The sequence below is a fragment of the Macrococcus armenti genome, assembly GCF_020097135.1.
GTDB lineage: Bacteria > Bacillota > Bacilli > Staphylococcales > Staphylococcaceae > Macrococcoides > Macrococcoides armenti.
Genome location: NZ_CP083608.1, coordinates 1,736,759 through 1,761,713, shown reverse-complemented (window position 1 = coordinate 1,761,713; position 24,955 = coordinate 1,736,759). Strand labels below are relative to the sequence as shown.

Genomic DNA, 24,955 nt, shown 5'->3' with positions numbered 1-24,955 from the left:
ATTTCACCTCTAATTATATTGAATTATCCGTTTGGACCTGAAATTTTCTTCTGGTTACGCTTTTCGATGAATGTATCTTTCGCATCTAAGATTGCGCGTTCTAACTCTGGATTATTACGACGAATTTCGTCGATAGTTTCTTTCCAGTAGAGTAATTCATCTTTTAAGTTCGTTACTTTATCTTTAGTTGATGCTTTAGGTGTAATACCATTTTGTTTCGTGTTTGAAACTGTGTTCTTAACTGAGTTACGCGTCTTTCTGTCAGCCATTGATACTGCAGCACCGATAACTGCACCTGCGATAACTGCCGGTACTAATTTGTTTTTCATAATATATTCTCCTCTCAAATATAAGAAATGTGCATATCGCACTTATTAATTATTATATAGCCAAAATGTAGTAATGATAAACCAATACAATTAAAAAAGTGGAAATTATTATTTTTAAAGTTAAGAATAGTTTGATAAAATATGTAAGTAATGAATCTAATAAAGAGGTGTCCTATGACAAAAGCAGAAATGATTGATGAAATCGTAAAGAAATTAAAACTCGTTAATATCGGAGTAATTAAGCCGGAGTCTATCGATGATAATAAGATGGAAGAACTAACAGAAATTTATGAAATGGTGAAAAAACGCGATACATTCTCACCGAGTGAAATGTCAGCATTAACTGATGCGCTTGGTAGTTTAAGAAAATAAGGGGGATATCAATGTTATACAAAGAAGAGCAATTAAAACAATATGCAGCATTACTCGTAAAAGTAGGAATGAATGTTCAACCGGATCAACGTGTGTTTATTCGTGCAACTGTTGATGCGAAAGATTTCGTACATCTTGTAGTAGAATCAGCATATGAAGTAGGGGCAAGTGACGTAAAGGTACATTATACAGATGATAAATTAACGCAGCTTAACTTTAAGTATCGTTCTAAAGAAAGTTTTGAATTTGTACCGCAATACTTAGTAGATGAGCGTATGGATTATGCTAATGACTATGCAGCACAACTTGCACTTATTTCATCAAGCCCTGAAAACTTGAAGGATGCAGATTCAGATAAAGTTTCAGCGAATATGAAAGCATATGGTACAGCATTTAAAGATTATATGAAGATGATGCAGTCGGATCAGTTTAGCTGGACAGTTGCAGCATATCCATCAAAAGCATGGGCAAAATTAGTGTTCCCGGAACTGGATGAAGATAAAGCATTCGAAAAATTGTTAGATGCAATTTTAGATAGCGTACGTATGAATAGTGAAGACCCTGTAGCAGCATGGACTGCACATAATGATAATCTGCACAGTAAAGCTGATTACTTAAACAATAAAAAATATGCTGCACTGCGATATAAAGCACCTGGCACAGACCTTGAAGTAGGGTTGCCTGAAGGACATATTTGGTGCGGCGCATCAAGCATCAATAAGGATGGCATTCAGTTTATGGCGAATATGCCGACTGAAGAAGTATTTACAGTGCCACATAAAGACAAAGTAAATGGATACGTATCAAGTACACTGCCACTAAGCTATGGTGGAAATATTATCGATAACTTTAAATTAACATTTAAAGATGGTAAAGTTGTGGACTTTACAGCAGAAACAGGTCAGGACATTTTAGAAGGATTACTGAATACGGATGATGCCGCGAAGTATCTTGGTGAAGTAGCACTAGTGCCACATGACTCACCAATTTCAAACTCTAAAATTTTATACTACAACACATTATTTGATGAGAATGCATCATGCCACTTAGCGTTAGGTTCAGCTTATCCGTTCTGTCTGGAAGGTGGCAAGGAACTTGATGAGTCAGGTCTTGCACAAGCCGGACTGAATAACTCTATTACACATGAGGACTTTATGATTGGCTCAGCAGAAATGAATATTTACGGTGTTACAAAAGAAGGTAACGAAGAAGAGATTTTTGTAAACGGAAATTGGGCGTTTTAATTTAGTAAATAAAGTGGTAGAATTATATTATTAATGGTTTAAGAGGAGGATGGACATGTCAGTAGCTATGATGTGGTTTGTACTTATTGCGTTTATCTTTGCTATTTTCGCGTTTGGTGGCGTTTTAATGATGTTCTTAATTAAAGCGTTTGATTCAAGAGAAGCGGATATTGTTGATACACCAGAGGAAGCGTTAGAGAAGAAAGTCTTTGCTGATGACGTTCACTAATAATATTTAAGAGGATTTCGGATTAAATTTCCGAATCCTCTTTATTTTTTTGATATAATATTGTGGACTATATAAGAATGGGGAATGAATATGAGTGAACGATTAAAAAAATCTATGAGTGCTTCAAGAACGGTAAAAACACAACAAATCTTCCCGTCGGATACTAATCATCATAATACGTTGTTCGGTGGTAAGCTGATGGCCATGATTGATGACGTAGCAAGTATTGCAGCGACAAGACATTGTGGACGCTCAGTCGTGACGGCGAGTACTGATTCAGTAGATTTTCTGCAGCCGATTCGACCAGGAGAAATCGTGTCGATGGTTGCGTTAGTTACGTATACCGGTACGTCATCGTTAGAAGTGTGTGTAAAAGTCATAGCTGAGAATACATTGAAGGAGAGTAAACACTTGGCTGCAATAAGTTTCCTGACGTTTGTTGCGCTTGATGAAAACAATCACCCGGTAATGGTACCAGAAGTTTTTGCTGAAACGGAAGATCAAGTATGGCTGAATGAAACAGGCAAGGAACGTGCACAAGTACGTAAAGCACGTCGCAGTAAGAGTAAAGATTTGCACCAGTTTTTCTCGAATAATTTAACGATATAGTATGGAGTGAGTGTCCCAAAAAGTGACACTCGCGCATAAAATGCAGTCTGAGTGTCCCAAAAAGTGACACTCGCGCATAAAATGCATGCTGAGTGTCCCAAAAAGTGACACTCGCGCATAAAATGCATGCTGAGTGTCCCAAAAAGTGACACTCGTGCAGAAAATGCATGCTGAGTGTCCCAAAAAGCGACACTCGCGCATAAAATGCAGTCTGAGTGTCCCAAAAAGTGACACTCGCGCATAAAATCTATGCTGAGTGTCCCAAAAAGTGACACTCGCACAGAAAATGCATGCTGAGTGTCCCAAAAAGTGACACTCGTGCAGAAATAACATCACGAGTGTCCGCCAAACGGCTACTCATCAAAACAAGCGCAACAAAAAATCACGTAAAGCATGCTGCTTCACGTGATTTTTAATTTCTATTGTTCGTGCATTCGTTTTTCGTTAGCTTTAAAGTCAACATCAGGATAATACATGTTCTTCACGAGTAAGTTCGGACCGAGACATTTCACTTTCGGGCAGTGACAGTTAATCGTCTGATTGAGTGCACTGTTTTTCCATTTATCGTATACAGTCTGAAGTGGCGTATCGATAATATTCTCAATCGTGCCTGTTTCATCACCGAAGTCTGTCACAATAACATCCCCGGTAAATACATTGACATTCAGTCTTGAACGTCCATCAGGGTCGTTACGGACTGTGACATTTTTCGCTTGACGCACTTCATTTAAAAATGCCTGATCATCACTGTTTAAAGAGCATGGTAATATCGGTAGTGTACCGAATAACATCCACGTATTTTCATCTCTGAATGACAATAATTGCCTAATTGCAGCTTTCGTTTCTTCTATTGTTAATACATTTAAGTCACTTGCAAAGTCTGAAGGATACATCGGGTGTACTTCATGTCGCGCACATTTCATATCATTAACAATTTCTTTATGAATTTTCTCCAAATAAGGTAGTGTGCTTTTATTCAGCATCGTTTCTGCTGAGACGAACATGCCCGCTTCTGATAATTTTCTAGAGTTTTCTATAATTTGTTCATACAGTTTATAACGTGCTTTAAGTGGCGGTTTTTTATCCATAACGTGAAAGCCAACTTCTGCAAATTCATCGATCGTTCCCCAGTTATGAGAAATATGCATCACATCTATTAAATCGATTAATGGTTCATAGCGGTCATAGTTAATCGTTAAGTTTGAGTTCATCTGTGTATAGATACCGCGTGACTTAGCATATTCAAGTATAGGGGTTACGGTCTCTTTAATCGATTTTTTAGAGAACATCGGTTCGCCACCAGTTATGCTTAACGTCGATAAATGTTCAACTTCATCTAAACGTTTAAGTATCGTCGTCATATCAATTGTATCTGGATCCTTGAGTTGTAACGTATACCCGACAGCACAATGTGCACAGCGCATATTGCATAATGTTGTTGTCGTAAATTCTATATTAGATAACTTCGTTTCACCGAATTTTTCCACGTCATTGTATGCTTCCCACGGGTCATTGTGAATTGAAATTTTATCTTTTGTGACTATCATAACAAGCCTTCTTTCCATATATTGTCCGATTACTATTATGAACGTGTAAATATTGTTGTCAACAAATACATTGAAAGTTTCTATAATCTGTTACATAATGAATACATTCATAGAATAAAAAGGAGTACATTATGACGAAAGATTCTTTAGAAGAAATTAAAGTGAAATTAAATGACTTTATGGAGACGATTGATTCAGTAGACCCGGAAACGACAGATATTCAGGATATCGATGAGTGGTTAGCTTTACTTGATCAGTTAGAAGCAAAGGTTAAATCAATTAAACAATAAGGAGATTATATATGACAGATATACAAGTAAAAGTCGGTCAGCAGTTTCCTTTAACAATTAAGAGACTCGGTATCAACGGTGAAGGTATTGGTTACTTTAAACGTAAGATTACGTTTGTTAAAGGTGCATTACCAGGAGAAGTGATTGTTGCACAAGTAACGGATATTAATCCGAAATATTTACAGGCGAAGATGGTTAAAATACGCGAAAAGTCTCATGAGCGCGTAAAACCAAAATGTAACGTGTTTGATCTATGCGGTGGGTGTCAACTGCAGCATCTTTCATACCGTGGGCAGCTGAAGTATAAGAAACAGATTGTTGAAGATGCTTTAACGAAGTATGCTCCACACGTGAAGTTAGATAAAGTTAAAGACGTTAAGGGGATGCATAACCCTTATACGTACAGAAATAAAAATCAATTCCCTGTAGAGAAGACGGGACGTAAAGTGCGTGCAGGATTATATAAGGAGCACTCGAATACATTAATCGATCTACATGAATGTATCGTTCAGGATAATCGTACGATGCATACGACGAATGAAGTGAAGAAGATTATGAGTGAACTTAATATTGATGCATGTAAAAATCCGATGCGCGAAAAAGGTGTACGCCATATCGTTACACGTGTAGCGCTTGCTACAGGTGAGATTCAGGTCGTGTTCGTTACGAATACACGTCACTTAAAAAAGCAGGACTTATTAGCAGAACGTGTAATGCGTTTACCAGGTGTTAAAAGTGTAGCATTAAATATTAATACGGAGAAAACATCTATCGTTATGGGTGATGAAACGATTGTTATTGCTGGAGTTGAAACGATTCGTGAGCAGTTACAGGATCACATTTATGATTTATCAGCAGAAAGTTTCTTCCAGTTAAACCCAAGACAGACTGTCGTATTATATAATGAAGTACGCGATGCAGCTGCACTTACAGGTCATGAAAATGTTGTTGATGCGTTTTGTGGAACAGGTACAATTGGTATCTGGTTAGCACATAATGCGAAAGAAGTTCGCGGTATGGATACGAACGAAGACGGTATCGTAAACGCAATTTATAATGCGACATTAAACGGTGCGGATAACTGTAAGTTTGAAATCGGGGATGCATCAGAGAAATTAAATGAATGGATTGAAGAAGGTTTCTATCCGGATGTGATTACTGTTGACCCTCCGAGAACCGGGCTTTCAGAAGAGACGATTAAATTAATCAACGAAATTAAACCGAAGACATTCGTTTATACGAGTTGTAACCCTTCAACATTAGCAAAAGACTTAGCGCATTTAACGAAAGCATTCCAGGTAGAATACATTCAGCCTGTTGATATGTTCCCGCAAACTGCACAAGTTGAAGCGGTTGTTAAGCTTACGCGAAAGAGACGATTAAAGTAGTGCATATAAGCACTGCTTTTTTTGTTTAACTTAAATTCATAAGGGTAAATAATACTATAACGATTTTAGGAGGATTTATTTATGACTAAGAAAATCGCAGTAGTATTAGACAATTTATTTGAAGATGTAGAATTTACGAGCCCAGTTGAGGCGTTTAAGAAAGAAGGACATAAAGTTACGGTTATCGGTAAAAAAGTAGGTACTGTAACAGGGAAGTCTGAAAATACAGAAGTACAGATCGATAAAGCAATTAGTGACGTAAAACCTGAAGATTTCGATGCGTTGCTTATCCCTGGTGGATTTTCACCTGATATGTTACGTGGAGATGAAAAGGGCCGTTTCGGTGAATTTACGAAACATTTCGTACAGAACGAAAAACCGGTATTTGCAATTTGTCACGGGCCACAGTTATTAATCGATACGGACTTACTGAAAGGTAAGAAAGTGACAAGTTACTTATCAGTGCGCAAAGATTTAGAAAACGCTGGTGCAACAGTAGTTGATGAATCTGTAGTAGTCGATTCAAATATCGTAACGTCACGTACACCTGATGATTTAGAAGACTTTAATAGAGAATCAGTAAACTTACTTAAATAATTATGTAACGGGAGACATCTGAAATAAGGTGTCTCCTTTCTCGGTCTTAAGATTGATTTTACTCATTTCTCACCTTTATTCGTTCCTAATCTATAAATGTGATGATATGATATTTATGAAGAGGTGAACGAATGAAGAGAAGAGGTTGTGGATGTTTATCCATATTATTAATCCCGTTTTTAATATTACTATTTTATATCGGTTTTAATGTATTTCAAGGTTATCGCGTTAATATCGATGATTTAAAATCTATCGAACAGAAACAGACATTCGTGTCAGCAGACAGTATGCCAAAACATTTAACAGGTGCGTTTGTGGCATTAGAAGATAAGCGTTTTTATAAGCATAGCGGTGTATCTTTTCTCGGTACAACGCGTGCAATATTTGTTTCATTAAAAAATGGAGAAGCCTCACAAGGCGGTAGTACGATTACGCAGCAACTGGTGAAAACATATTTTTTTAATAACGAGAAATCTATCTCCAGAAAGATTAAAGAAGTTGTAGTTGCAAAACGCATTGAGCATCAATATTCTAAAGAACAAATATTAAGCTATTACTTAAATACAATTTATTTCGGAGATAATCTGTATTCTGTAGAAGATGCGGCAAACTATTATTTCAATACGAGTACGCATGTGAGTAATGCATATTATCCGCAAGTAACTGTATTGCAAAGTGCACTATTAGCGAGTGCAATCAATGCACCATCGATTTATCAGATTGACGATTACACACATGATGTTGCGCTTAAATCAAGAACAAAGTTTACATTGGAAAAGATGCTTGAACAGAATGTGATAAACAGAGCACAATATAATGAAGCATTGGCTGGATTATAATATAATGAAGGGTATGGGATACGTCTCATATCCTTTTATTTATGATGGAGGCGTTGTATGGAACATAAAATAACTAAAATTGAAGTGCAGAAAAATAATAAAGATAGATTTAACCTGTATATTAACGGTAACTTCTTTGCGGGTATTGACGCAGCAACGTACGTACATTTCAATTTAAGGAAGGATCTAATCTTATCTGATGAAGATTTAAGAAATATCGGTGAGTATGATGGATATCGCGTTGCAATCAACAATGCACTGAACTACTTATCATATAAGAAACGTACAGAGCTTGAAGTAAGGGAATACTTAAATAAATGCGAAGTAAGGGCTGAAGTGGTTGACAGCGTTATACAATACTGTAAGGAAAACAAATATATCGATCATGAAGATTATGCGAAAAGCTATATGAACACTTTAATAAATACGACAGATAAAGGACCGGTTATATTCGCTCAGACACTTAAGCAATTAGGGGTTGAGCAAGCGATTATCGATAAGTATCAGCATCAGTTTGAATTGCTTGTTACGTCAGAACGTATTGATAAAATTTCGCAAAAAGTAATGAAGAAATATGAAAAGAAACAATCCGCAAAAATGATAGAACAGAAAGTTATTCAAACTCTTATTCAAAAAGGTTATAATTTGGATATTGCAAATGATGCGATGAAAAATGTTAAACTAAAAACAAGCGATATCGCACTTGATAAAGCATTTGAGAAAACAGTAACGCGACTTGCACGTAAACATGAAGGGTTTATACTGAGTCAGAAAGTAATTCAGAGTTTAATGCAAAAAGGTTTTCAGTATGATGATATCATGACTAAAATAAAGGATAGTGGTTTAAGTGGACGAGAAGAAACTGATTGAAATGACACCACATGAATTACAGCAAATAACAGCAGACTACCGTGAGAAAGCGCGTAAAGCTGAAATGATGGGTGTTGTGAATGAATATGAAGTATGGATGCGAAAAGCATTAATTGCAGAAAGTTACTTAGTAGATGCAACGAAAGTGCAGCCAGGAAAAGTATATGCACTTATTGGTAATGAACGTGCATACTTTAAAGTAGACCGTGTTAAAGGTGTGTTTGCATGGGGATTCAGACTCGGCGGTAGTGTTGAAGAAGAAGGTATCCCGCTTGCGCTGTTACAATTATAAGGAGAATCAATCATGACAAGTGAAATTTTAGTGAGGTTGCTCAATGTAACGAAGTACTTTCGACAAGTCAGTGGTTTTCAGAAATTCCGTGACTTTATGTTACCTGAGTCTAAAAATCATATCGTAGAAGTTAAGGACGTGACAATTCATCTCTATCGTGGTGAAATTCTTGCTTTAGTTGGATTACCGAACTCAGGAAAGTCTATAATCGGGAAGCTGATGGCGAAAGTAGTAGAGCCAAATAGCGGCCGTGTCAAAAATGAATATTTAACGTTTCTTGCAAGTCATAATCATATATTTGAAGGTGTTTCATCTGTAAGGCAACTCATTGAGTCGATATTTCTTACATATAATCTGCCGCTCAGTGAATATAATGAACGTCGAAAACGTGTCGTTATATTTGCTGAATTAGAAGGAAAAGAGAAAGTAGCAATACAGGATTTAACGACGGAAGAACGTACGAAACTACTCGTAAGTCTCGCATACTTTATTAAGCCTGATGTGATTATCTTTGATGAGCTTTATCAATATATGGATGACAATTTCAAAGAGAAGTTCCATATGGTTATCGATATGTTTAAAAAAGAACAGCGTGCAATCGTTTTAATAGACTCAAATATGGAATTAATAGAATCACGTGCGAACTATATAACTTGGATGAGTCACGGACAGGTGAAGAAGTCTGGTATGCCATCTGAAGTACTACCGCAGTATAAAAATTATGTAAGTGATTATAAAAGCTGTCGAACAGATGAAGAACGAGAGCTGTTCGATTTACAGATGCGCATGTCACGCAGTTTAAATCATGATAAAGATGAAAAGCTGAGCAGAATTAAAAAGTACGGTGGCGCAATCTTCGATGAGACGTTACAACGCACATTAATGTCAACGTTAATGCTTTTGCTCGGTATCACTGTCATGTTCTTATTACTGATTAATGATATTGGTATGCGACAAACAGAAGTTGCAGCCGATGAAAAAGGGATTGTAGAAAAGACAACTTCAGAGTTTCGTGAGAAGTATGCAATAGGTGTAACGAATAAAGAAATGACGCTTAAAGGTGACAACTCAGTGAAGTTACCAGCAGGCATCACTTTGACGATTTCAAGTATCGGTGATAAGACGTATAAAGTCGACTATCAGAAGAAAACGCTTGAAGTTGCGAAACAGGATATTACGTATATTAACCCTGCAGCACTTTATGATGAATATACATTTAATGATCTGGAAGACTATATGTATGGCAATTATGCAAATTATAGAGAGTTTTTCAACGGTTACCTCGGAAAGTCTCATAAAGTCATCAACAGTGAGCTTTACCCGGAATCAAATGACCGATTTAAAATAAAACTTACGAAAAATGATATATATTTGCATTTCAATGATAATGATGTACTAAATGGTATCAGTTTTCCAATGGTCAATAAAGATAAGTTAAAGCAGAAGTATAAGATTAACACGGATCAATGGATTATAAAATTAGATAACGGCTACGCAATTGCTGACTTCAGCAACAATGAATGGCTGATTATTAAGATGTAGGTGTTTACATGAATGAAATTTATCTTTCAATAAAATATATTCCGCACATATTAAAAAATGCACTGCTCGAAATATATTACAACCAAAAAATATACGCAATGTGGCTAGGGCTGAATATCTTTATCATTGCTGTGGTGTTTCTATTTATGAACATTACCGAAAGCTTACCGATTGAAAAGATTACTCGTGTCTGGCAGTTAAGTGGCTATTTAATGTTTATGTGTATTAGTTGTTCAATATATTATGCGATGAAAACTTTGAAAACGAGAGGTTACGTGCTGAACATTACGAATATGCCGAGCTATGTTTTAATCACTGTGCAAATCGTAAACTTTGTATTGATATTCTTAATCTCATACATCATTTTACTGCTTATTGCATTAAGTAATAAGATTGAGATTACAACAAATATATTTTGTAGTTTGTTCTTTGTAATAATGGCGATTATATTGCTGATGCCTATTTGTACGATAATTGCATTAATGGGATATTTAACGAAAAATGTACAGTGGATTATCGGTGTGCTACTCGCATTTATTTTAGTTACAACTCCTGTGTTATGGGTGCCAGGTAATTTACCTGACTTATTAGTGAATATTCTTAAATTAAATCCGTTTAATTTTATTATTAATGGTGTACAGGAAAGTACTTTGTTTGGCGCAAATGCATTTTTAAATTTACCGTCACAAGTTATTTTTATTTTTGAACTCGTCATCGTCTATATTTGGTTTGATTATTTATTTACGATATTAAAGGACGAGATAAACGTTAATAAATAAGAACGATATGAATAATTAATAGGGCGTTGCATCTAGATAGATGCAACGCCCTATTATTTATAATTTTCCTTTTTCCAGTTTCTTCTGAAGTTTACCTTCTGAGAACACCCATCCAGTATAACTATGTGTAACGTGATAGCTGTTATCAAGACTTAAAATGGCAACGAATGAATAATGGCCGTCCTTCAAATATCTTAAATCGATAAATCGGAGTTCATAACCGGTAGTTGTTTCTTTAACTGTGTAACGATAAATTGAACTGAAACTCAAAAATGCGCGCAAGTTTTTATCATCCTTTGCGTACTGCATAATCGTTCTTTCTGGCAGTTCCTTATTTACGAAGCGGTCACTGAAATGAACACTGCCTTTATAGCTACGTCCGATATAATCGTATTTATCAGTCTGAACTGCGATGCGCCATTCGAAAAACTTAATCGTAGGTGCTACGAAAGTTTTAATAACCGTTTCATCTTTCGGGATACGCATAAGGACGTTTTTCTTAATCGTTTGTTGCAATATACGACGAATGATATAGTAGACAATAAGGATTAAATATAGACTGCCGAATGTATACACTGGATTAAAGCCGATATACCATAAGAAAATCGCTATAATATGTGTTACGAAGATGAATGGATCAAATGTATTAATAATGCCAATCTGTATCCATTTTTTCGTTAATGGTCGCAGTGCCTGAGTCCCGTATGAGTTGAATATATCAACAAACACGTGCAGAAAGACTGCAATTTGTGCCCATAACCATAAGTGCAGCGGGGCATCGACGTGGAATACCATCATCATGATAATGGTTAGCAGTATCGGCCATAATATTGTAAACGGAATGGAGTGCGTTATTCCTCTATGGTGTGTGATATATACAGCATTATTGCGTAGTTTAAGGACAGTATCGATGTCTGGTATTTGTGAACCGATCATGACAGTTGTTACAACTGCAGGATACATCGAAGTTACAGCAGGATCAATTGTAGATAAACCAGCGAGCGCAACGCCCATCACGACATGAGTGGCAGTATCCATAAGTATCATTCCTTTCAATTACATTATAAATGAAAGTTTGTTATTGAGAAATATTTCATACTTATTATTTAAATTTTTATAAACGAGGTACATAATGAAAGATAATTCTAACTTCAGTAAGCACCTGCTTGACTGGTTTTATAACAATAAAAGAGAAATGCCGTGGAGAGAAACGAAAGACCCGTACAAAATCTGGTTATCGGAAGTGATGCTTCAACAGACGCAGGTGAATACAGTACGTCCGTATTATTTAAAGTTTATTGAACGTTTCCCTAATATTGAGACGTTAGCGCATGCAGAGATTGATGAAGTATCAAAGTATTGGGAAGGGCTCGGCTATTATTCACGTATTAGAAATTTCCATAGTGCAGTGCGTGAAGTGCGCGATACATATAACGGCGTTGTCCCAAGTGACCCTGAAACATTTCTGAAACTAAAAGGTGTCGGTCCATACACACAAGGGGCTGTCATGAGTATTGCCTTTAATCATAAAGTACCGGCTGTTGACGGCAATGTATATCGTGTATTCTCACGACTTGATAATGATGACTTTGATATATCGAAACCTGCTGCACGCCGTCACTTTGAACAGAAAGTTATGCGTGTAATGCCTGATGCTGCAGGTGATTTTAATGAAGCATTAATGGAACTCGGTGCGACAGTATGCACACCGAAAGCGCCGTTATGCCTGTTCTGTCCGGTGATGTCTCATTGTGAAAGTTATGTGGAAGGAAATGTAACTGAGCGTCCGGTTAAACTGAAGAAAATAAAAAAACAGACGGAACATTATAAAGTGCTCGTTATTGAAAAGAATGACAAGATTTATATCGAAAGACGACCAGATAGTGGTTTACTGCAATCGATGTGGCAGTTCCCGATGTTTCATATCGACACACATCCAGATACGATTGAAGAGGAATTAAATATGGCGCTCCATATCGAATCGACACCCTTTATGTCATTAAAGCATCAATTTACACATTTGACGTGGCATATGGATGTTTATAAAGCAGTTGCAATCGGTTCGGTTGATGAAACAAATTTCATCGAGATACGCGAGAAAGAGGGATACAATTTCCCTGTTTCCATGACAAAAATCTTCAAAAAGTATGTTGATGAAAAATGATGAGTTGAAATAGGTTAAATGTGAAAAAAGTTATGTTATAATTTAAAATGCAAATACTAAATATAGGTGGTGTGGAACATGGTCAAAGAATCCATACCAAAAGAAGGCCAGAATATGCAGATTCAAAGTTATAAACATAATGGTAAAATTCACAGAATCTGGTCCGAAACAACGATTTTAAAGGGAACAAATCATGTCATTATCGGAGGGAATAACAGAACGCTTGTAACTGAAAGTGATGGTCGTACATGGGTAACAAGAGAACCCGCGATTGTTTACTTTCATGCAGAGTACTGGTTCAACGTCATCTGCATGTTCCGTGAAGATGGGGTGTATTACTACTGCAACTTATCTTCACCGTTCGTATGCGATAACGAAGCAATTAAGTATATTGACTATGATCTGGATATTAAAGTATATCCGAACGGTAAATATCATTTGCTTGATGAAGATGAATATCAGCAGCATATGAAACAGATGAACTATCCGAAAGAGATAGATTTGATCCTGAGGCGAAACGTTGACATTTTGCAACAATGGATTGAAAGAAAGAAAGGACCATTTGCCCCGGACTTTATAAAAGTCTGGCAGGAAAGATTTCATTATCAAAAGAGAATCAGCGAAGATTAATGATGCAAATGAAGTTGTTAATGTAGTCAAATCCGAACGATGTTAAGAAAATGTGTTAAGTTTTCTGCATTGTTCGTTTTTTTGTTACAGTGATTAAAGTTGAAATATGAAGGATTAGAGGAGAAATTTATGTTAAAACGTTATATGAAGTTCGTTAAACCATATACGATGTTAATTATGTTAACGATACTTATCGGAATATTAAAGTTTGGAATACCGCTGTTAATTCCGTTATTAATTAAATATGTCATCGATGATGTGATAAACAATGCATCGATGTCAGTTGCTGAGAAGAAAGAAGCATTAGTACATGCGTTACTACTGTTTGGATTTATCTTTACAGTAATACGTCCGCCGGTAGAATACTTCAGACAATACCTGGCGCAGTGGACGAGCAATAAAATTTTATATGATATACGTAAGAAACTCTATAACCACTTGCAGGCATTGAGTGTAAGGTTTTATGCGAATAATAAAGTAGGTGAAGTCATCTCACGTGTTATAAACGACGTAGAATCAACGAAAGATTTTATTATTACGGGATTGATGAATGTATGGCTGGATCTCGTTACGATTATTATCGCGTTAGTTATTATGTTCATGATGGATGTTAAATTGACGCTTGTGTCATTAATCGTTTTTCCGTTTTATATGTACAGCGTGTATTACTTCTTCGGAAATCTACGTAAGCTTACGCGTGAGCGTAGTCAATCACTTGCAGAAGTACAGGGATTCCTGCATGAACGTGTGCAAGGTATGACATTAATAAAAACGTTCGCGATAGAAGAAGAGGAAAACAAACGTTTTGATAAACGCAATAAGAACTTCTTAACGAAAGCGATGAACCATACGAGATGGAATGCGAAAAGTTTCGCAGTTATTAATACGATTACAGATATCGGACCATTACTCGTTGTCGGCTTTGGTGCATGGCAAGTTGTAGGTGGAGATTTGACAGTCGGAGCGCTTGCTGCGTTTATTGCATATCTCGATCGTTTATATGGACCGCTGCGCAGACTTGTGAGTTCGTCAACGACACTTACACAAAGTTTGGCGTCAATGGATCGTATGTTCCAGTTGTTTGATGAGCCATATGATATTGAAAATAGTAAGCACGCACGTGATATTCGTATTGCGCACGGTGATATAACGTTCCAAAATGTCGGTTTCAAATATAATAAAGGGGACGAAGAAGTATTACACAACATCAACTTAAATATTAAAAGTGGTGAAACTGTTGCCTTTGTTGGTATGAGTGGTGGAGGTAAGTCGACGATGATCAGTCTTATACCTAGATTTTACGATGTTACTGAAGGTGAAATTACAGTAGATCATCATCCGATTAAAGACTTCACGCTTGAAAGTTTACGTACACAAATTGGTATGGTCATGCAGGATAATATATTGTTCTCTGAATCGATTCGCAATAATATATTACTCGGTAAACCTGGTGCAACTGAAGAAGAGATGATTCGGGCAGCGAAGCTTGCGAATGCACATGACTTTATTATGAGTCTGCCTGACGGATATGATACAGAAGTCGGTGAACGAGGTGTGAAACTATCCGGTGGGCAGAAGCAACGTGTTGCAATTTCTCGAGTATTCCTTAAAAATCCACCGATTTTAATTCTTGATGAAGCGACAAGTGCACTCGACCTCGAAAGTGAAGCAGTTATCCAGGAAGCATTAGAGTCACTTTCTCAAGATAGAACAACAGTAATCGTTGCGCATCGTCTCTCTACAATTACACATGCTGATAAAATTGTCGTTATTCAAAACGGTGAAATTGTTGAGATGGGAACGCATCAAACGTTGATGCAAAATCAGTCTCATTATTACAACTTATATTCTATTCAGAATTTAGATGCTGTTGAGTAACATGTATATGAATTTGTGAAATGTATAGCGGCACTATCCTCTTTGTATTATGATAGAAATATCATCTTATTATAAAGGGGATTTTTTTAATGAGTGTAATGCAGGGCATCCAACTTATTGTAGACATGATCATTCTTGCAATTTTCGTTGGTGCAGTATTTTTTGTGATTTATTTAGTTTTTGTTGACCGTAAGCAGGATCAGCATAGTATTCTCAGAAATTATCCGGTGCTTGGTCGTGTGAGATATTTCTTTGAGAAAATCGGACCTGAAATGCGGCAATATTTAATGCAATCGGATAATGAGGCGACACCGTTTTCTCGTAAAGACTATCTGGATGTCGTGAAAGCTGGGAAGTATAAATCACGTATCGGTGGTTTTGGTTCACGTCGTGACTTTACTGAACCAGGTTTTTATCTTCAGAATTCACTCTTTCCAAATGAGGCAAGTGAGTTAGAAATTGATCAGACTAAGAAGTTAAATACGAAAATTTATAAACTCGATAACGAAGGATTATTCAGTCGTGAAGAACATAGAGAAGATGCGCAGGTAGACCCATACTTACTTACAGATGGCCGTGCGATCGTTCTCGGGAAAAATGCAGCACAACCATTTAAGATTAAACGTCTTATCGGGCAATCGGGAATGAGTTATGGCGCGTTAGGTAAAAATGCAATCACTGCGTTAAGTAAAGGATTGGGTCTTGCTGAAGGAACGTGGATGAATACGGGTGAAGGTGGACTGAGTGACCATCATCTTAAAGGTAATGTAGATATTATATTCCAGATAGGACCCGGTTTATTCGGTGTTCGAGATGAAGACGGTAACTTCAGTGAAGAAAAGTTTATTGAGAAGTCAAAAGTAGAACATGTTAAAGCGTTCGAACTTAAGCTTGCACAAGGTGCAAAGACGCGAGGTGGACACGTTGAAGCGGAAAAGGTGACGGAAGAAATCGCTAAAATTCGTAACGTTAAACCTTTTACGACAATCAACTCACCGAATAGATTTACTTTCATTCATAACAATATTGACTTACTGAACTTTATTGCCCGCCTTCAGAAGTTAAGTGGTAAACCGGTAGGCTTTAAGATGGTAGTTGGAAATATTACGATGCTTGAAGCACTCGTAAAAGACATGAAAGATACAGGCATTTACCCTGACTTTATTACAGTGGATGGTGGAGAAGGTGGAACAGGGGCAACTTATCAGGAATTAGAAGATACAGTTGGATTACCATTATTCTCAGCATTACCGATATTAGATGGTGTGCTTAAAAAGAACGGTTTACGTGATGACATTAAAATTATTGCATCAGGTAAATTGATTACGCCGGATAAAGTTGCAATTGCGTTAGGACTTGGCGCAGACCTCGTTCAGATTGCACGCGCTATGATGATGAGTGTCGGATGTATAATGGCGCAGCAATGTCATACGAATGACTGCCCGGTTGGTGTTGCAACGACAGATCTGGATAAAGAAAAAGGGTTAGTTGTAGAAGAAAAGCAGTATCGTGTAACGAATTATGTTGTAAGTATGCACGAAGGGTTATTTAATTTAGCAGCAGCATGCGGTGTGAAATCACCTACAGAAATTAATGTGAAACATTTATTGTATCGCAACGAGAATGGTGAAATCATGACCGGAGAACAGTATGTTAAAAAACTTTATAAAGGTTTAGAAGAGGCGATATAAGTGGATTTATCATTTTTAGCAGGAGATACAATATCTGCTGCAAAGCAACTGCTTGGCAAGTACATCAGTACAGAAACAGATGGGATTGTTACAGGTGGTATATTACAGAAGTTGAAGCATACCTTGGTGCAGATGATAAAGCTGCACATGCATATCAACTAAAACGTAATAAAAAAAATGAAATGATGTATCGTGATTATCGTACGATTTATGTTTATACAATGCATGGACATCATTGCATGAACTTTATTACAAAAGACGAACACCATCCTGAAGGTGTGCTCATTCGTGCAATTGAACCTGTAACGGGTATTGAAGTAATGAAAGTAAGACGTGGGCGTGAACATAATTTAACTGATGGACCAGGAAAATTAACGCAAAGTCTAGGTGTAACGCGCGATGTGTATAATGGTACCCGATTAAATGAGGATGGTGTATCGATATCAGATGGTAAAACACCTATTGAAATTATCGCATCAAAACGCATCGGTATCGATAACAAAGAAGAAGCGGTAGATTACTTATATCGTTTTACGGTAAAAGGGAATCCTTATGTTTCTAAAGACAAAGTAAAACGTGAAGATAATAATGGATGGTTTGAATAAAAATAGCGCGTGCAGATGCACGCGCTATTTTTATGTTTCATGGTGATTTTCGATTCTGAATTTCTTATCTTCTTTATGATACTTATAGAAACTATGTGTAATGCTATCCAGATGCTCAAGTTTGTCACGATAATCAAACAATGTACCGATGATGACAAAGATATGTTCCTTACTATAGTCATCACTTGGATTTGCATTAATTTCTTCAAGGAATGCATCCATAATATTAAGTTTATATGGATCTGTAATGACAGTCTGACAATCGTGTTTCGTTGCCGGTACCTTTTTTGAAATACGCATAAGCAGTTCTTCATGCAAAGTCATCAGTTCATCCAGTTCAAATTTAATCTGTACTTTCAGTTCTTCAGGTAAGTTGATGACATCATTTTCGTATCTGTGCATCTTACGTAATACATCATGTGCACGACGTGTTGCAAGTACGGTTTCTTTGAAGATGATTTTTTTGCGTAAATTGCGAATGCTGTCTTTTTTTGTGTATGCGCGTTCTTCTTTGTATAAGTTATACTGTTCCTCGAGTTTTTCGATTCGGTTTCGAATATTATCGATATCTCGCTTTACTGCATGGAATTCTGTAGAGCCATTAATTTCAAGGCGAATCCATTTGAAGATATCACTCGAAATGTTTAAACATTGATAGTAAATTTTACTTTCAAATTTCGGTGGCAAAAATAATGTATTCACGACGAATGCACTAATTACTCCGATCATAACGAACGTAAACCTTAAAATCGCAGACTGGATAAAGTCACCATCCTGGTGATCCATAATGATGAGTTGTGTAACGACAGCAAGGCCAGTAACGTGTGATAAGTTTAATCGCTGCAGTATAGAAATTAATATGATTGATGTAATGCCGATAATTACGATATGAAAGCCGAACAATGTTGCCATTGCCACAGCAAGAACAGCCCCGATAAGATTACCTTGAAATTGTTCGATAATCGTTTTGAATGAACGGTATACATTCGGCTGCATTGCAAACAATGCAGAGATACCTGCGACAATTGCACCTGGCGCATTAATTTGATGTGCGATAAACAGTGCTACTATGATTGCGATACCAGTTTTAAATATTCGAGCACCTAGTTTCATATTACGACCTCATTTATTTATTCGTTAGTACACTTATACATGATGTTGTATTAATTATCAAGTGACATTTTTTTGAAGCTGTTTTCTACTGCAACAAGTGTATCTTTTATATCTTGTTCTGTATGTGCAATCGTAATAAACCATGCTTCATATTTCGATGGTGCTAAGTTAATGCCTTCTGCTGACATTAATTTGAAGAACTTTGCAAATGCTTCGCCATCAGTTGCCTCTGCCTGATCATAGTTTTCGACTTTCTCATCAGTAAAGTAAATGGTCATTGCGCCTTTAAGACGATTAATATTCGCTTTAATACCATATTTATTAATTAAAGCGGTAATACCTTCTTCAAGCATTGCACCTAACTTATCAAGATACTCATAAGTGCCTTCAGCTTTTATAACTTCAAGTAATGCAATACCAGCCTGCATACTTAATGGATTACCTGCCATTGTACCTGCCTGATAACATGGGCCAAGTGGTGCTACATGTTCCATAATATCTTGTCTTCCACCGTATGCACCGATTGGAAGTCCCCCTCCGATAACTTTTCCGAATGCTGTTAAATCTGGTTTTACCCCGAGCATATCCTGAGCGCCGCCATAGCAAAAACGGAAGGCTGTAATCACTTCATCATAAATTACGAGTGCACCATGCGCATGAGCTACTTCATTTACAGCTTCTAGAAATCCTTCATGTGGTTCAACAATTCCGAAATTGCCGACAATCGGTTCTACTAATACACCGGCAATCTGGTCACCGAAGTGATGGAATGCTTCTTTAAATTGTTCGATATCATTAAATGGCACAGTGATGACTTCCTGAGCAACACTTTTTGGTACTCCTGCAGAGTCTGGGGTACCAAGTTGAGAAGGGCCACTCCCTGCAGCAACAAGCACTAAATCAGAGTGACCATGGTAGCAACCTGCAAACTTAATAATTTTATCACGGCCTGTATACGCGCGTGCGACACGAATCGTCGTCATCACAGCTTCTGTACCTGAGTTAACAAAGCGTACTTTTTCAAGAGAAGGAATTGCTTCCTGCAGCATCTCAGCGAATTTAACTTCATGTTCTGTAGGTGTTCCGTATAAAACGCCATTTTCTGCAGCGCGTTTAATCGCTTCCGTAATGTGAGGATGTGCGTGACCTGCGATAATCGGACCGTATGCAGCTAAGTAATCAATATACTTATTACCATCAACATCATAAAAGTAAGCACCTTCACCGCGTTCCATTACAACAGGTGCACCGCCACCAACTGCTTTATATGATCTTGAAGGTGAATTAACACCACCTAATATTGCAGCGTTGGCACGCTGTTGAATAGCTTTTGAATTTGTAAAGTTCATTTTATCGACCTCTTTTGTTTAGTATTTTCGTCTACTATACTATCATATACTTATACATTATTTGAGAATGGAGTGTTATTTATGTTAGAAAAAGGAATGTTATTACCTGATTTTAAGATGGAGAACCAAAACGGAGACGTTATTACGAACAAAGATTTGTTCGGTAAGAAGACGGTACTGTATTTTTATCCCCGAGATAATACACCGACATGCACAACTCAGGCATGTGACTTCAATGACAATTTAGATGTTCTGAATGACTTAAACGCACAAGTATATGGTGTGAGTGGAGACAGTAAAGTAAAGCATACGAACTTTATTAATAAACACAATTTAAAGTTTGATTTGCTTGTAGATGAGGGATACGCTTATTCTGAACAGCTCGGCATTTATCGTATGAAGAAATCGTTTGGCAAAGAATCGATGGGAATCGTGAGAACAACGATTATTCTTGATGAAGAAACGCGTGTTATGCATGTTTTTGACGGGGTGAAAGTGAAGTCACAGATGGATGATATTAAAGCTGTACTTTAAGGAGGAGCGTTATGAATATCATTTCTAATGTAAAGTTGGGAAATATATTAGATGAACTTATTACACAATTTCCTGAACATAAATTTAAATCAGTCGCACTTAAAGAGATGTCGGAAGAAGATAAACGTAATGTAGAAGTATTAATATCTTATGATAATAAACTGGATGCAGCATTCATTCAAGAATGTCCTGAATTAAAGTGGATTGCATGGTATGCAGCAGGTGTAAACAAGTTACCACTACAGACGATTCGTGATAAAAATATCATATTAACAAATGCACGTGGCGTCCATAAAGTTCAGATTTCAGAGTATATATTCAGCTATATTATGACAGACTACAAAAACGTTCTCGCGTATTATGCGCTGCAGCAGGAAAAAGGGTATCATACGGAAATTCGCCATAAAGAATTATATGAAAAAACGATTTGTTTTATCGGTACAGGTGAGATTCCGACTTATGCTGCAACAATTGCACAAGCATTCAATATGAACGTAATCGGTATTAATACAACAGGAAATAATAAGGCATCATTTGATAAAGTTTATAAAATCGAAGAACGTCGTAAAGCATTTGAACAGTCAGATATTATCGTTAACGTATTGCCTGAAACAAATGAGACGATTGATCTACTGGATATGGAAGACTTTAAAGCGATGGGCGAAGATGCTTTATTTATCAATGTCGGTAGAGGCACAATTGTGAAAGAGGATATATTGATCAAAGCGCTGACTGACAAAATCATTCGATTTGCATGTCTAGATGTGTTTTACAAAGAACCACTGCAAAGTGATCATCCACTTTATCAACTGGATAATGTTATTTTAACACCACATATAACAGGACTGAGCACGCATTATAATCGCAGGGCAACGAATATCTTTATTGATAATTTAAAAGCTGGGATTGATAATCAAGATAAGTTTAAAAACGTAGTTGACATATCAAAAGGATATTAAACCGGTAATTTGACAATAATGAAAATTAAGATGTAAAATAGAATTACTATAAAGTAAAAGAGGTGGTTAAATGTCAGTTCATACGCACGAGGACTTTTTGCAGGAAGCAATTGGCACATTAAGACAGACTGGCGTAAGAATTACACCTCAGCGACAAGCGATTTTACAGTACCTTATTGCAACGGATAGCCATCCATCAGCAGACGAGATATACAAAGCACTTTCGCCTAATTTTCCGAATATGAGTGTGGCTACTGTATATAATAACTTAAAGGTTTTTAAAGAAAGCGGTCTTGTAAAAGAACTTACGTATGGTGATGCTGCAAGCAGATTTGATTTTGATACGCAAAATCATTATCACATCATTTGTACTGAATGCGGTAAGATTAGAGATTTTCATTACCCACGGCTTGATGAAGTAGAAAGCATCGCAGCGCATATTACTGGTTATGCAGTAACACATCATCGTATGGAGATTTATGGTGTATGTCCAGATTGTCAAAACAAAAACGGAAACTAACTGCAGTTAGTTTCCGTTTTCGTTTTGTTCCTCTAATTTTTTACTTTTACGTTTGTTGTTGTAATCCTGATTAAATTCTTTACCTTCCAATGATGGATCAAGTGTTAACGGCTGATTGCAATTTGAGCAAATATCAGCACGACCGAGCATTTTCGTGTACTGCTCGCAGTTTGGACATTTTACCTGAACAGTTCTCGTTGAGAGCATGCCAATCCAGAAGTACATTACGAAACTGAATAGAAATAATAATGTACCGATAAGTAAAAATAATGAAAACAGTAGTTTACTCTGGAAGAAATAGAAAAAAGCAGCGCCGATATACATAACGATCATCGCAATAAAAATTGTTGCGAGTGCCCATGTACGCATACGGTTAATCTTACTTGTTGGTTTTCTTTTAAATAGTTTCAAGCAATCATCTCCTATATATTCTGTCATGAATTATAACACATTATATAGAAACTTCTATATAAAGCCAAAAACAAAGTAGAGGTATTCAAATTAACATGGAATAAAAAAATCAAAAAAACATTAAAAAAGGGTTGACGATTATAGACACAGTTGATAAGATATAAAAGTCGCAAAAATAAGTGACGCCAACGATTAAACGTTTGAAAAACAAACTTGAAAAAGTGTAAAAAAGACTATTGAAATTTTGTTCTCAAACATTTAATATTAATTGAGTAAGAACGACGCACAAACATTTCAAATAAGAAATCGCGAGTGTAAAACTTCTTCAAAATAAAACTTGCAAACAAGAATGAAACGTGTTAAAATTTTATCTTGTAGCAACAAAAAATGAACATTGAAAACTGAATGACAATATGTCAACGTTAATTCCAATAATTTGAGTGATTAAGTTCACTCCCAAGAGTGATTGCCTCAAGCAATCAAAGAGCTTTATCAAGCAATCTATTATGGAGAGTTTGATCCTGGCTCAGGATGAACGCTGGCGGCGTGCCTAATACATGCAAGTCGAGCGAACTAACGAGAGTGCTTGCACTCTCTGACGTTAGCGGCGGACGGGTGAGTAACACGTGGGTAACCTACCTATAAGACTGGGATAACTTCGGGAAACCGGAGCTAATACCGGATAATATTTAGCTTCGCATGAAGCAATAGTGAAAGGCGGTTTTGCTGTCACTTATAGATGGACCCGCGGTGTATTAGCTAGTTGGTGAGGTAACGGCTCACCAAGGCAACGATACATAGCCGACCTGAGAGGGTGATCGGCCACACTGGGACTGAGACACGGCCCAGACTCCTACGGGAGGCAGCAGTAGGGAATCTTCCGCAATGGACGAAAGTCTGACGGAGCAACGCCGCGTGAGTGAAGAAGGTTTTCGGATCGTAAAACTCTGTTGTAAGGGAAGAACAAGTACGTTAGTAACTGAACGTACCTTGACGGTACCTTACCAGAAAGCCACGGCTAACTACGTGCCAGCAGCCGCGGTAATACGTAGGTGGCAAGCGTTATCCGGAATTATTGGGCGTAAAGCGCGCGTAGGCGGTTTCTTAAGTCTGATGTGAAAGCCCCCGGCTCAACCGGGGAGGGTCATTGGAAACTGGGAAACTTGAGTGCAGAAGAGGAGAGTGGAATTCCATGTGTAGCGGTGAAATGCGCAGAGATATGGAGGAACACCAGTGGCGAAGGCGGCTCTCTGGTCTGTAACTGACGCTGAGGTGCGAAAGCGTGGGGATCAAACAGGATTAGATACCCTGGTAGTCCACGCCGTAAACGATGAGTGCTAAGTGTTGGGGGGTTTCCGCCCCTCAGTGCTGCAGCTAACGCATTAAGCACTCCGCCTGGGGAGTACGGTCGCAAGACTGAAACTCAAAGGAATTGACGGGGACCCGCACAAGCGGTGGAGCATGTGGTTTAATTCGAAGCAACGCGAAGAACCTTACCAAATCTTGACATCCTTTGACAACTCTAGAGATAGAGCTTTCCCCTTCGGGGGACAAAGTGACAGGTGGTGCATGGTTGTCGTCAGCTCGTGTCGTGAGATGTTGGGTTAAGTCCCGCAACGAGCGCAACCCTTATCTTTAGTTGCCATCATTAAGTTGGGCACTCTAGAGAGACTGCCGGTGATAAACCGGAGGAAGGTGGGGATGACGTCAAATCATCATGCCCCTTATGATTTGGGCTACACACGTGCTACAATGGATGGTACAAAGGGCAGCAAAACCGCGAGGTCAAGCAAATCCCATAAAACCATTCTCAGTTCGGATTGTAGTCTGCAACTCGACTACATGAAGCTGGAATCGCTAGTAATCGTAGATCAGCATGCTACGGTGAATACGTTCCCGGGTCTTGTACACACCGCCCGTCACACCACGAGAGTTTGTAACACCCGAAGCCGGTGGAGTAACCTTTTAGGAGCTAGCCGTCGAAGGTGGGACAGATGATTGGGGTGAAGTCGTAACAAGGTAGCCGTATCGGAAGGTGCGGCTGGATCACCTCCTTTCTAAGGATAATACGGAAACAAACCAGCAGGTTTGTAGGAATAACGGAGACATATTGTATTCAGTTTTGAATGTTTATACATTCAGATTGTACTTTGAAAACTAGATAAAGTAAGAAG

Annotated in this window: 27 protein-coding genes and 1 rRNA gene; 22 read left to right on the top strand and 6 right to left on the bottom strand. The window is 37.5% G+C overall.

Translation table 11 applies throughout. The annotated features are described in order from the left end of the window. Positions 1 to 23 precede the first annotated feature (23 nt). Complete coding sequence (locus tag LAU42_RS09470) at positions 24 to 329, bottom strand: YtxH domain-containing protein (RefSeq protein WP_224183332.1); 306 nt, start codon at positions 327 to 329, stop codon at positions 24 to 26. 174 nt (positions 330 to 503) lie between these two features. Between LAU42_RS09470 and LAU42_RS09465 the strand changes: the two genes are divergently transcribed. The 4 genes from LAU42_RS09465 to LAU42_RS09450 all read left to right on the top strand — a co-directional run bounded on the left by LAU42_RS09465 (position 504) and on the right by LAU42_RS09450 (position 2,783). After that, complete coding sequence (locus LAU42_RS09465) at positions 504 to 701, top strand: DUF1128 family protein (protein ID WP_224183331.1); 198 nt, start codon at positions 504 to 506, stop codon at positions 699 to 701. 11 nt (positions 702 to 712) lie between these two features. Beyond that, the gene (locus tag LAU42_RS09460; RefSeq protein WP_224183330.1) at positions 713 to 1,945 is read left to right on the top strand and encodes an aminopeptidase; all 1,233 of its coding nucleotides are present in this window, start codon (positions 713 to 715) and stop codon (positions 1,943 to 1,945) included. A gap of 55 nt (positions 1,946 to 2,000) precedes the next feature. After that, positions 2,001 to 2,174, top strand: coding sequence for a hypothetical protein (locus LAU42_RS09455; RefSeq protein ID WP_224183329.1), 174 nt, complete (start codon positions 2,001 to 2,003; stop codon positions 2,172 to 2,174). A 90-nt stretch (positions 2,175 to 2,264) separates the two neighbouring features. Beyond that, positions 2,265 to 2,783 carry an acyl-CoA thioesterase gene (locus LAU42_RS09450; protein WP_478337312.1) on the top strand — a complete coding sequence of 173 codons (519 nt, stop codon included), beginning with the start codon at positions 2,265 to 2,267 and terminating at the stop codon, positions 2,781 to 2,783. A gap of 419 nt (positions 2,784 to 3,202) precedes the next feature. Here LAU42_RS09450 and yfkAB read toward each other — a convergent pair whose 3' ends face one another. Further along, positions 3,203 to 4,330, bottom strand: coding sequence for a radical SAM/CxCxxxxC motif protein YfkAB (gene yfkAB, locus LAU42_RS09445; RefSeq protein WP_224183327.1), 1,128 nt, complete (start codon positions 4,328 to 4,330; stop codon positions 3,203 to 3,205). A gap of 131 nt (positions 4,331 to 4,461) precedes the next feature. On the opposite strand from yfkAB, the gene LAU42_RS09440 reads away from it, so the two are divergent. From LAU42_RS09440 to LAU42_RS09405, 8 genes are all read left to right on the top strand, one after another. After that, a complete protein-coding gene (locus tag LAU42_RS09440) occupies positions 4,462 to 4,620 on the top strand; it encodes an SE1561 family protein (RefSeq protein ID WP_224183326.1) in 159 nt (52 codons plus the stop codon). Positions 4,621 to 4,631: 11 nt separating this feature from the next. Further along, positions 4,632 to 6,008, top strand: a complete 1,377-nt coding sequence (gene rlmD, locus LAU42_RS09435; protein WP_224183325.1) for a 23S rRNA (uracil(1939)-C(5))-methyltransferase RlmD — start codon at positions 4,632 to 4,634, stop codon at positions 6,006 to 6,008. An 81-nt stretch (positions 6,009 to 6,089) separates the two neighbouring features. Next, entirely contained in the window at positions 6,090 to 6,605 is a 516-nt protein-coding gene (locus LAU42_RS09430; RefSeq protein WP_224183324.1) for a type 1 glutamine amidotransferase domain-containing protein, read from the top strand. Positions 6,606 to 6,736: 131 nt separating this feature from the next. Further along, positions 6,737 to 7,444: a glycosyltransferase gene (locus LAU42_RS09425; protein ID WP_224183323.1), complete on the top strand. Its 708-nt coding sequence runs from the start codon at positions 6,737 to 6,739 to the stop codon at positions 7,442 to 7,444. A 57-nt stretch (positions 7,445 to 7,501) separates the two neighbouring features. Further along, positions 7,502 to 8,314 carry a recombination regulator RecX gene (gene recX / locus LAU42_RS09420; protein WP_224183322.1) on the top strand — a complete coding sequence of 271 codons (813 nt, stop codon included), beginning with the start codon at positions 7,502 to 7,504 and terminating at the stop codon, positions 8,312 to 8,314. Next, entirely contained in the window at positions 8,292 to 8,606 is a 315-nt protein-coding gene (locus tag LAU42_RS09415) for a YfhH family protein (protein ID WP_224183321.1), read from the top strand. The genes recX and LAU42_RS09415 overlap by 23 nt, the downstream gene beginning before the upstream one ends. Positions 8,607 to 8,618: 12 nt before the next feature. Further along, positions 8,619 to 10,148: an ATP-binding cassette domain-containing protein gene (locus LAU42_RS09410; protein WP_224183320.1), complete on the top strand. Its 1,530-nt coding sequence runs from the start codon at positions 8,619 to 8,621 to the stop codon at positions 10,146 to 10,148. A gap of 8 nt (positions 10,149 to 10,156) precedes the next feature. Then, on the top strand, positions 10,157 to 10,927 hold the full coding sequence (locus tag LAU42_RS09405) for a hypothetical protein (protein ID WP_224183319.1): 771 nt from the start codon (positions 10,157 to 10,159) through the stop codon (positions 10,925 to 10,927). A 57-nt stretch (positions 10,928 to 10,984) separates the two neighbouring features. Here the strand turns inward: LAU42_RS09405 and LAU42_RS09400 are convergent, their stop codons facing one another. Then, positions 10,985 to 11,965: a metal-dependent hydrolase gene (locus tag LAU42_RS09400; protein WP_224183318.1), complete on the bottom strand. Its 981-nt coding sequence runs from the start codon at positions 11,963 to 11,965 to the stop codon at positions 10,985 to 10,987. Between the two features lie 94 nt (positions 11,966 to 12,059). On the opposite strand from LAU42_RS09400, the gene mutY reads away from it, so the two are divergent. From mutY to LAU42_RS09370, 6 genes are all read left to right on the top strand, one after another. Then, the gene (gene mutY, locus LAU42_RS09395; protein WP_224183317.1) at positions 12,060 to 13,091 is read left to right on the top strand and encodes an A/G-specific adenine glycosylase; all 1,032 of its coding nucleotides are present in this window, start codon (positions 12,060 to 12,062) and stop codon (positions 13,089 to 13,091) included. Between the two features lie 78 nt (positions 13,092 to 13,169). Then, positions 13,170 to 13,721, top strand: coding sequence for a nucleoside tri-diphosphate phosphatase (ntdP, locus tag LAU42_RS09390; protein WP_224183316.1), 552 nt, complete (start codon positions 13,170 to 13,172; stop codon positions 13,719 to 13,721). A gap of 129 nt (positions 13,722 to 13,850) precedes the next feature. Then, positions 13,851 to 15,599, top strand: coding sequence for an ABC transporter ATP-binding protein (locus LAU42_RS09385; RefSeq protein ID WP_224183315.1), 1,749 nt, complete (start codon positions 13,851 to 13,853; stop codon positions 15,597 to 15,599). Positions 15,600 to 15,688: 89 nt separating this feature from the next. Beyond that, entirely contained in the window at positions 15,689 to 17,290 is a 1,602-nt protein-coding gene (locus tag LAU42_RS09380; protein WP_224183314.1) for an FMN-binding glutamate synthase family protein, read from the top strand. Next, positions 17,291 to 17,452 carry a hypothetical protein gene (locus tag LAU42_RS09375; protein WP_224183313.1) on the top strand — a complete coding sequence of 54 codons (162 nt, stop codon included), beginning with the start codon at positions 17,291 to 17,293 and terminating at the stop codon, positions 17,450 to 17,452. Beyond that, complete coding sequence (locus LAU42_RS09370; RefSeq protein ID WP_224184788.1) at positions 17,392 to 17,895, top strand: DNA-3-methyladenine glycosylase; 504 nt, start codon at positions 17,392 to 17,394, stop codon at positions 17,893 to 17,895. The genes LAU42_RS09375 and LAU42_RS09370 overlap by 61 nt, the downstream gene beginning before the upstream one ends. A gap of 30 nt (positions 17,896 to 17,925) precedes the next feature. On the opposite strand, the gene LAU42_RS09365 is transcribed toward LAU42_RS09370, so the two are convergent. Together LAU42_RS09365 and LAU42_RS09360 are read right to left on the bottom strand one after the other, a co-directional pair. Further along, positions 17,926 to 19,008, bottom strand: a complete 1,083-nt coding sequence (locus LAU42_RS09365; RefSeq protein WP_224183312.1) for an FUSC family protein — start codon at positions 19,006 to 19,008, stop codon at positions 17,926 to 17,928. 50 nt (positions 19,009 to 19,058) lie between these two features. Next, positions 19,059 to 20,357, bottom strand: a complete 1,299-nt coding sequence (locus LAU42_RS09360; RefSeq protein WP_224183311.1) for a glutamate-1-semialdehyde 2,1-aminomutase — start codon at positions 20,355 to 20,357, stop codon at positions 19,059 to 19,061. Between the two features lie 81 nt (positions 20,358 to 20,438). On the opposite strand from LAU42_RS09360, the gene LAU42_RS09355 reads away from it, so the two are divergent. The 3 genes from LAU42_RS09355 (at position 20,439) to perR (ending at position 22,370) form a co-directional block, all read left to right on the top strand. Beyond that, complete coding sequence (locus tag LAU42_RS09355) at positions 20,439 to 20,891, top strand: peroxiredoxin (protein WP_224183310.1); 453 nt, start codon at positions 20,439 to 20,441, stop codon at positions 20,889 to 20,891. An 11-nt stretch (positions 20,892 to 20,902) separates the two neighbouring features. Next, entirely contained in the window at positions 20,903 to 21,850 is a 948-nt protein-coding gene (locus LAU42_RS09350; RefSeq protein ID WP_224183309.1) for a phosphoglycerate dehydrogenase, read from the top strand. A 70-nt stretch (positions 21,851 to 21,920) separates the two neighbouring features. Beyond that, positions 21,921 to 22,370 (top strand): peroxide-responsive transcriptional repressor PerR, encoded by a 450-nt coding sequence (gene perR, locus LAU42_RS09345; protein WP_224183308.1) that lies wholly within the window; start codon positions 21,921 to 21,923, stop codon positions 22,368 to 22,370. A gap of 6 nt (positions 22,371 to 22,376) precedes the next feature. Here the strand turns inward: perR and LAU42_RS09340 are convergent, their stop codons facing one another. Then, the gene (locus LAU42_RS09340; RefSeq protein WP_224183307.1) at positions 22,377 to 22,808 is read right to left on the bottom strand and encodes a DUF2614 family zinc ribbon-containing protein; all 432 of its coding nucleotides are present in this window, start codon (positions 22,806 to 22,808) and stop codon (positions 22,377 to 22,379) included. Positions 22,809 to 23,284: 476 nt separating this feature from the next. On the opposite strand from LAU42_RS09340, the gene LAU42_RS09335 reads away from it, so the two are divergent. Beyond that, positions 23,285 to 24,838: ribosomal RNA gene (locus LAU42_RS09335) — 16S ribosomal RNA — on the top strand. Positions 24,839 to 24,955 lie beyond the last annotated feature (117 nt).

Bases quoted from the DNA above. Each gene is read 5' to 3' on its own strand.
- LAU42_RS09425 (WP_224183323.1), top strand. From the start codon at position 6,737: ATGAAGAGAAGAGGTTGTGGATGTTTATCCATATTATTAATCCCGTTT.
- LAU42_RS09365 (WP_224183312.1), bottom strand. From the start codon at position 19,008: ATGAAACTAGGTGCTCGAATATTTAAAACTGGTATCGCAATCATAGTA.
- LAU42_RS09400 (WP_224183318.1), bottom strand. From the start codon at position 11,965: ATGGATACTGCCACTCATGTCGTGATGGGCGTTGCGCTCGCTGGTTTA.
- LAU42_RS09385 (WP_224183315.1), top strand. From the start codon at position 13,851: ATGTTAAAACGTTATATGAAGTTCGTTAAACCATATACGATGTTAATT.
- mutY (WP_224183317.1), top strand. From the start codon at position 12,060: ATGAAAGATAATTCTAACTTCAGTAAGCACCTGCTTGACTGGTTTTAT.
- LAU42_RS09405 (WP_224183319.1), top strand. From the start codon at position 10,157: ATGAATGAAATTTATCTTTCAATAAAATATATTCCGCACATATTAAAA.
- perR (WP_224183308.1), top strand. From the start codon at position 21,921: ATGTCAGTTCATACGCACGAGGACTTTTTGCAGGAAGCAATTGGCACA.
- LAU42_RS09355 (WP_224183310.1), top strand. From the start codon at position 20,439: ATGTTAGAAAAAGGAATGTTATTACCTGATTTTAAGATGGAGAACCAA.
- LAU42_RS09350 (WP_224183309.1), top strand. From the start codon at position 20,903: ATGAATATCATTTCTAATGTAAAGTTGGGAAATATATTAGATGAACTT.
- LAU42_RS09455 (WP_224183329.1), top strand. From the start codon at position 2,001: ATGTCAGTAGCTATGATGTGGTTTGTACTTATTGCGTTTATCTTTGCT.
- LAU42_RS09465 (WP_224183331.1), top strand. From the start codon at position 504: ATGACAAAAGCAGAAATGATTGATGAAATCGTAAAGAAATTAAAACTC.
- yfkAB (WP_224183327.1), bottom strand. From the start codon at position 4,330: ATGATAGTCACAAAAGATAAAATTTCAATTCACAATGACCCGTGGGAA.
- LAU42_RS09470 (WP_224183332.1), bottom strand. From the start codon at position 329: ATGAAAAACAAATTAGTACCGGCAGTTATCGCAGGTGCAGTTATCGGT.
- LAU42_RS09460 (WP_224183330.1), top strand. From the start codon at position 713: ATGTTATACAAAGAAGAGCAATTAAAACAATATGCAGCATTACTCGTA.
- LAU42_RS09340 (WP_224183307.1), bottom strand. From the start codon at position 22,808: ATGACAGAATATATAGGAGATGATTGCTTGAAACTATTTAAAAGAAAA.
- LAU42_RS09430 (WP_224183324.1), top strand. From the start codon at position 6,090: ATGACTAAGAAAATCGCAGTAGTATTAGACAATTTATTTGAAGATGTA.
- LAU42_RS09440 (WP_224183326.1), top strand. From the start codon at position 4,462: ATGACGAAAGATTCTTTAGAAGAAATTAAAGTGAAATTAAATGACTTT.
- ntdP (WP_224183316.1), top strand. From the start codon at position 13,170: ATGGTCAAAGAATCCATACCAAAAGAAGGCCAGAATATGCAGATTCAA.
- recX (WP_224183322.1), top strand. From the start codon at position 7,502: ATGGAACATAAAATAACTAAAATTGAAGTGCAGAAAAATAATAAAGAT.
- LAU42_RS09360 (WP_224183311.1), bottom strand. From the start codon at position 20,357: ATGAACTTTACAAATTCAAAAGCTATTCAACAGCGTGCCAACGCTGCA.
- LAU42_RS09450 (WP_478337312.1), top strand. From the start codon at position 2,265: ATGAGTGAACGATTAAAAAAATCTATGAGTGCTTCAAGAACGGTAAAA.
- LAU42_RS09380 (WP_224183314.1), top strand. From the start codon at position 15,689: ATGAGTGTAATGCAGGGCATCCAACTTATTGTAGACATGATCATTCTT.
- rlmD (WP_224183325.1), top strand. From the start codon at position 4,632: ATGACAGATATACAAGTAAAAGTCGGTCAGCAGTTTCCTTTAACAATT.
- LAU42_RS09410 (WP_224183320.1), top strand. From the start codon at position 8,619: ATGACAAGTGAAATTTTAGTGAGGTTGCTCAATGTAACGAAGTACTTT.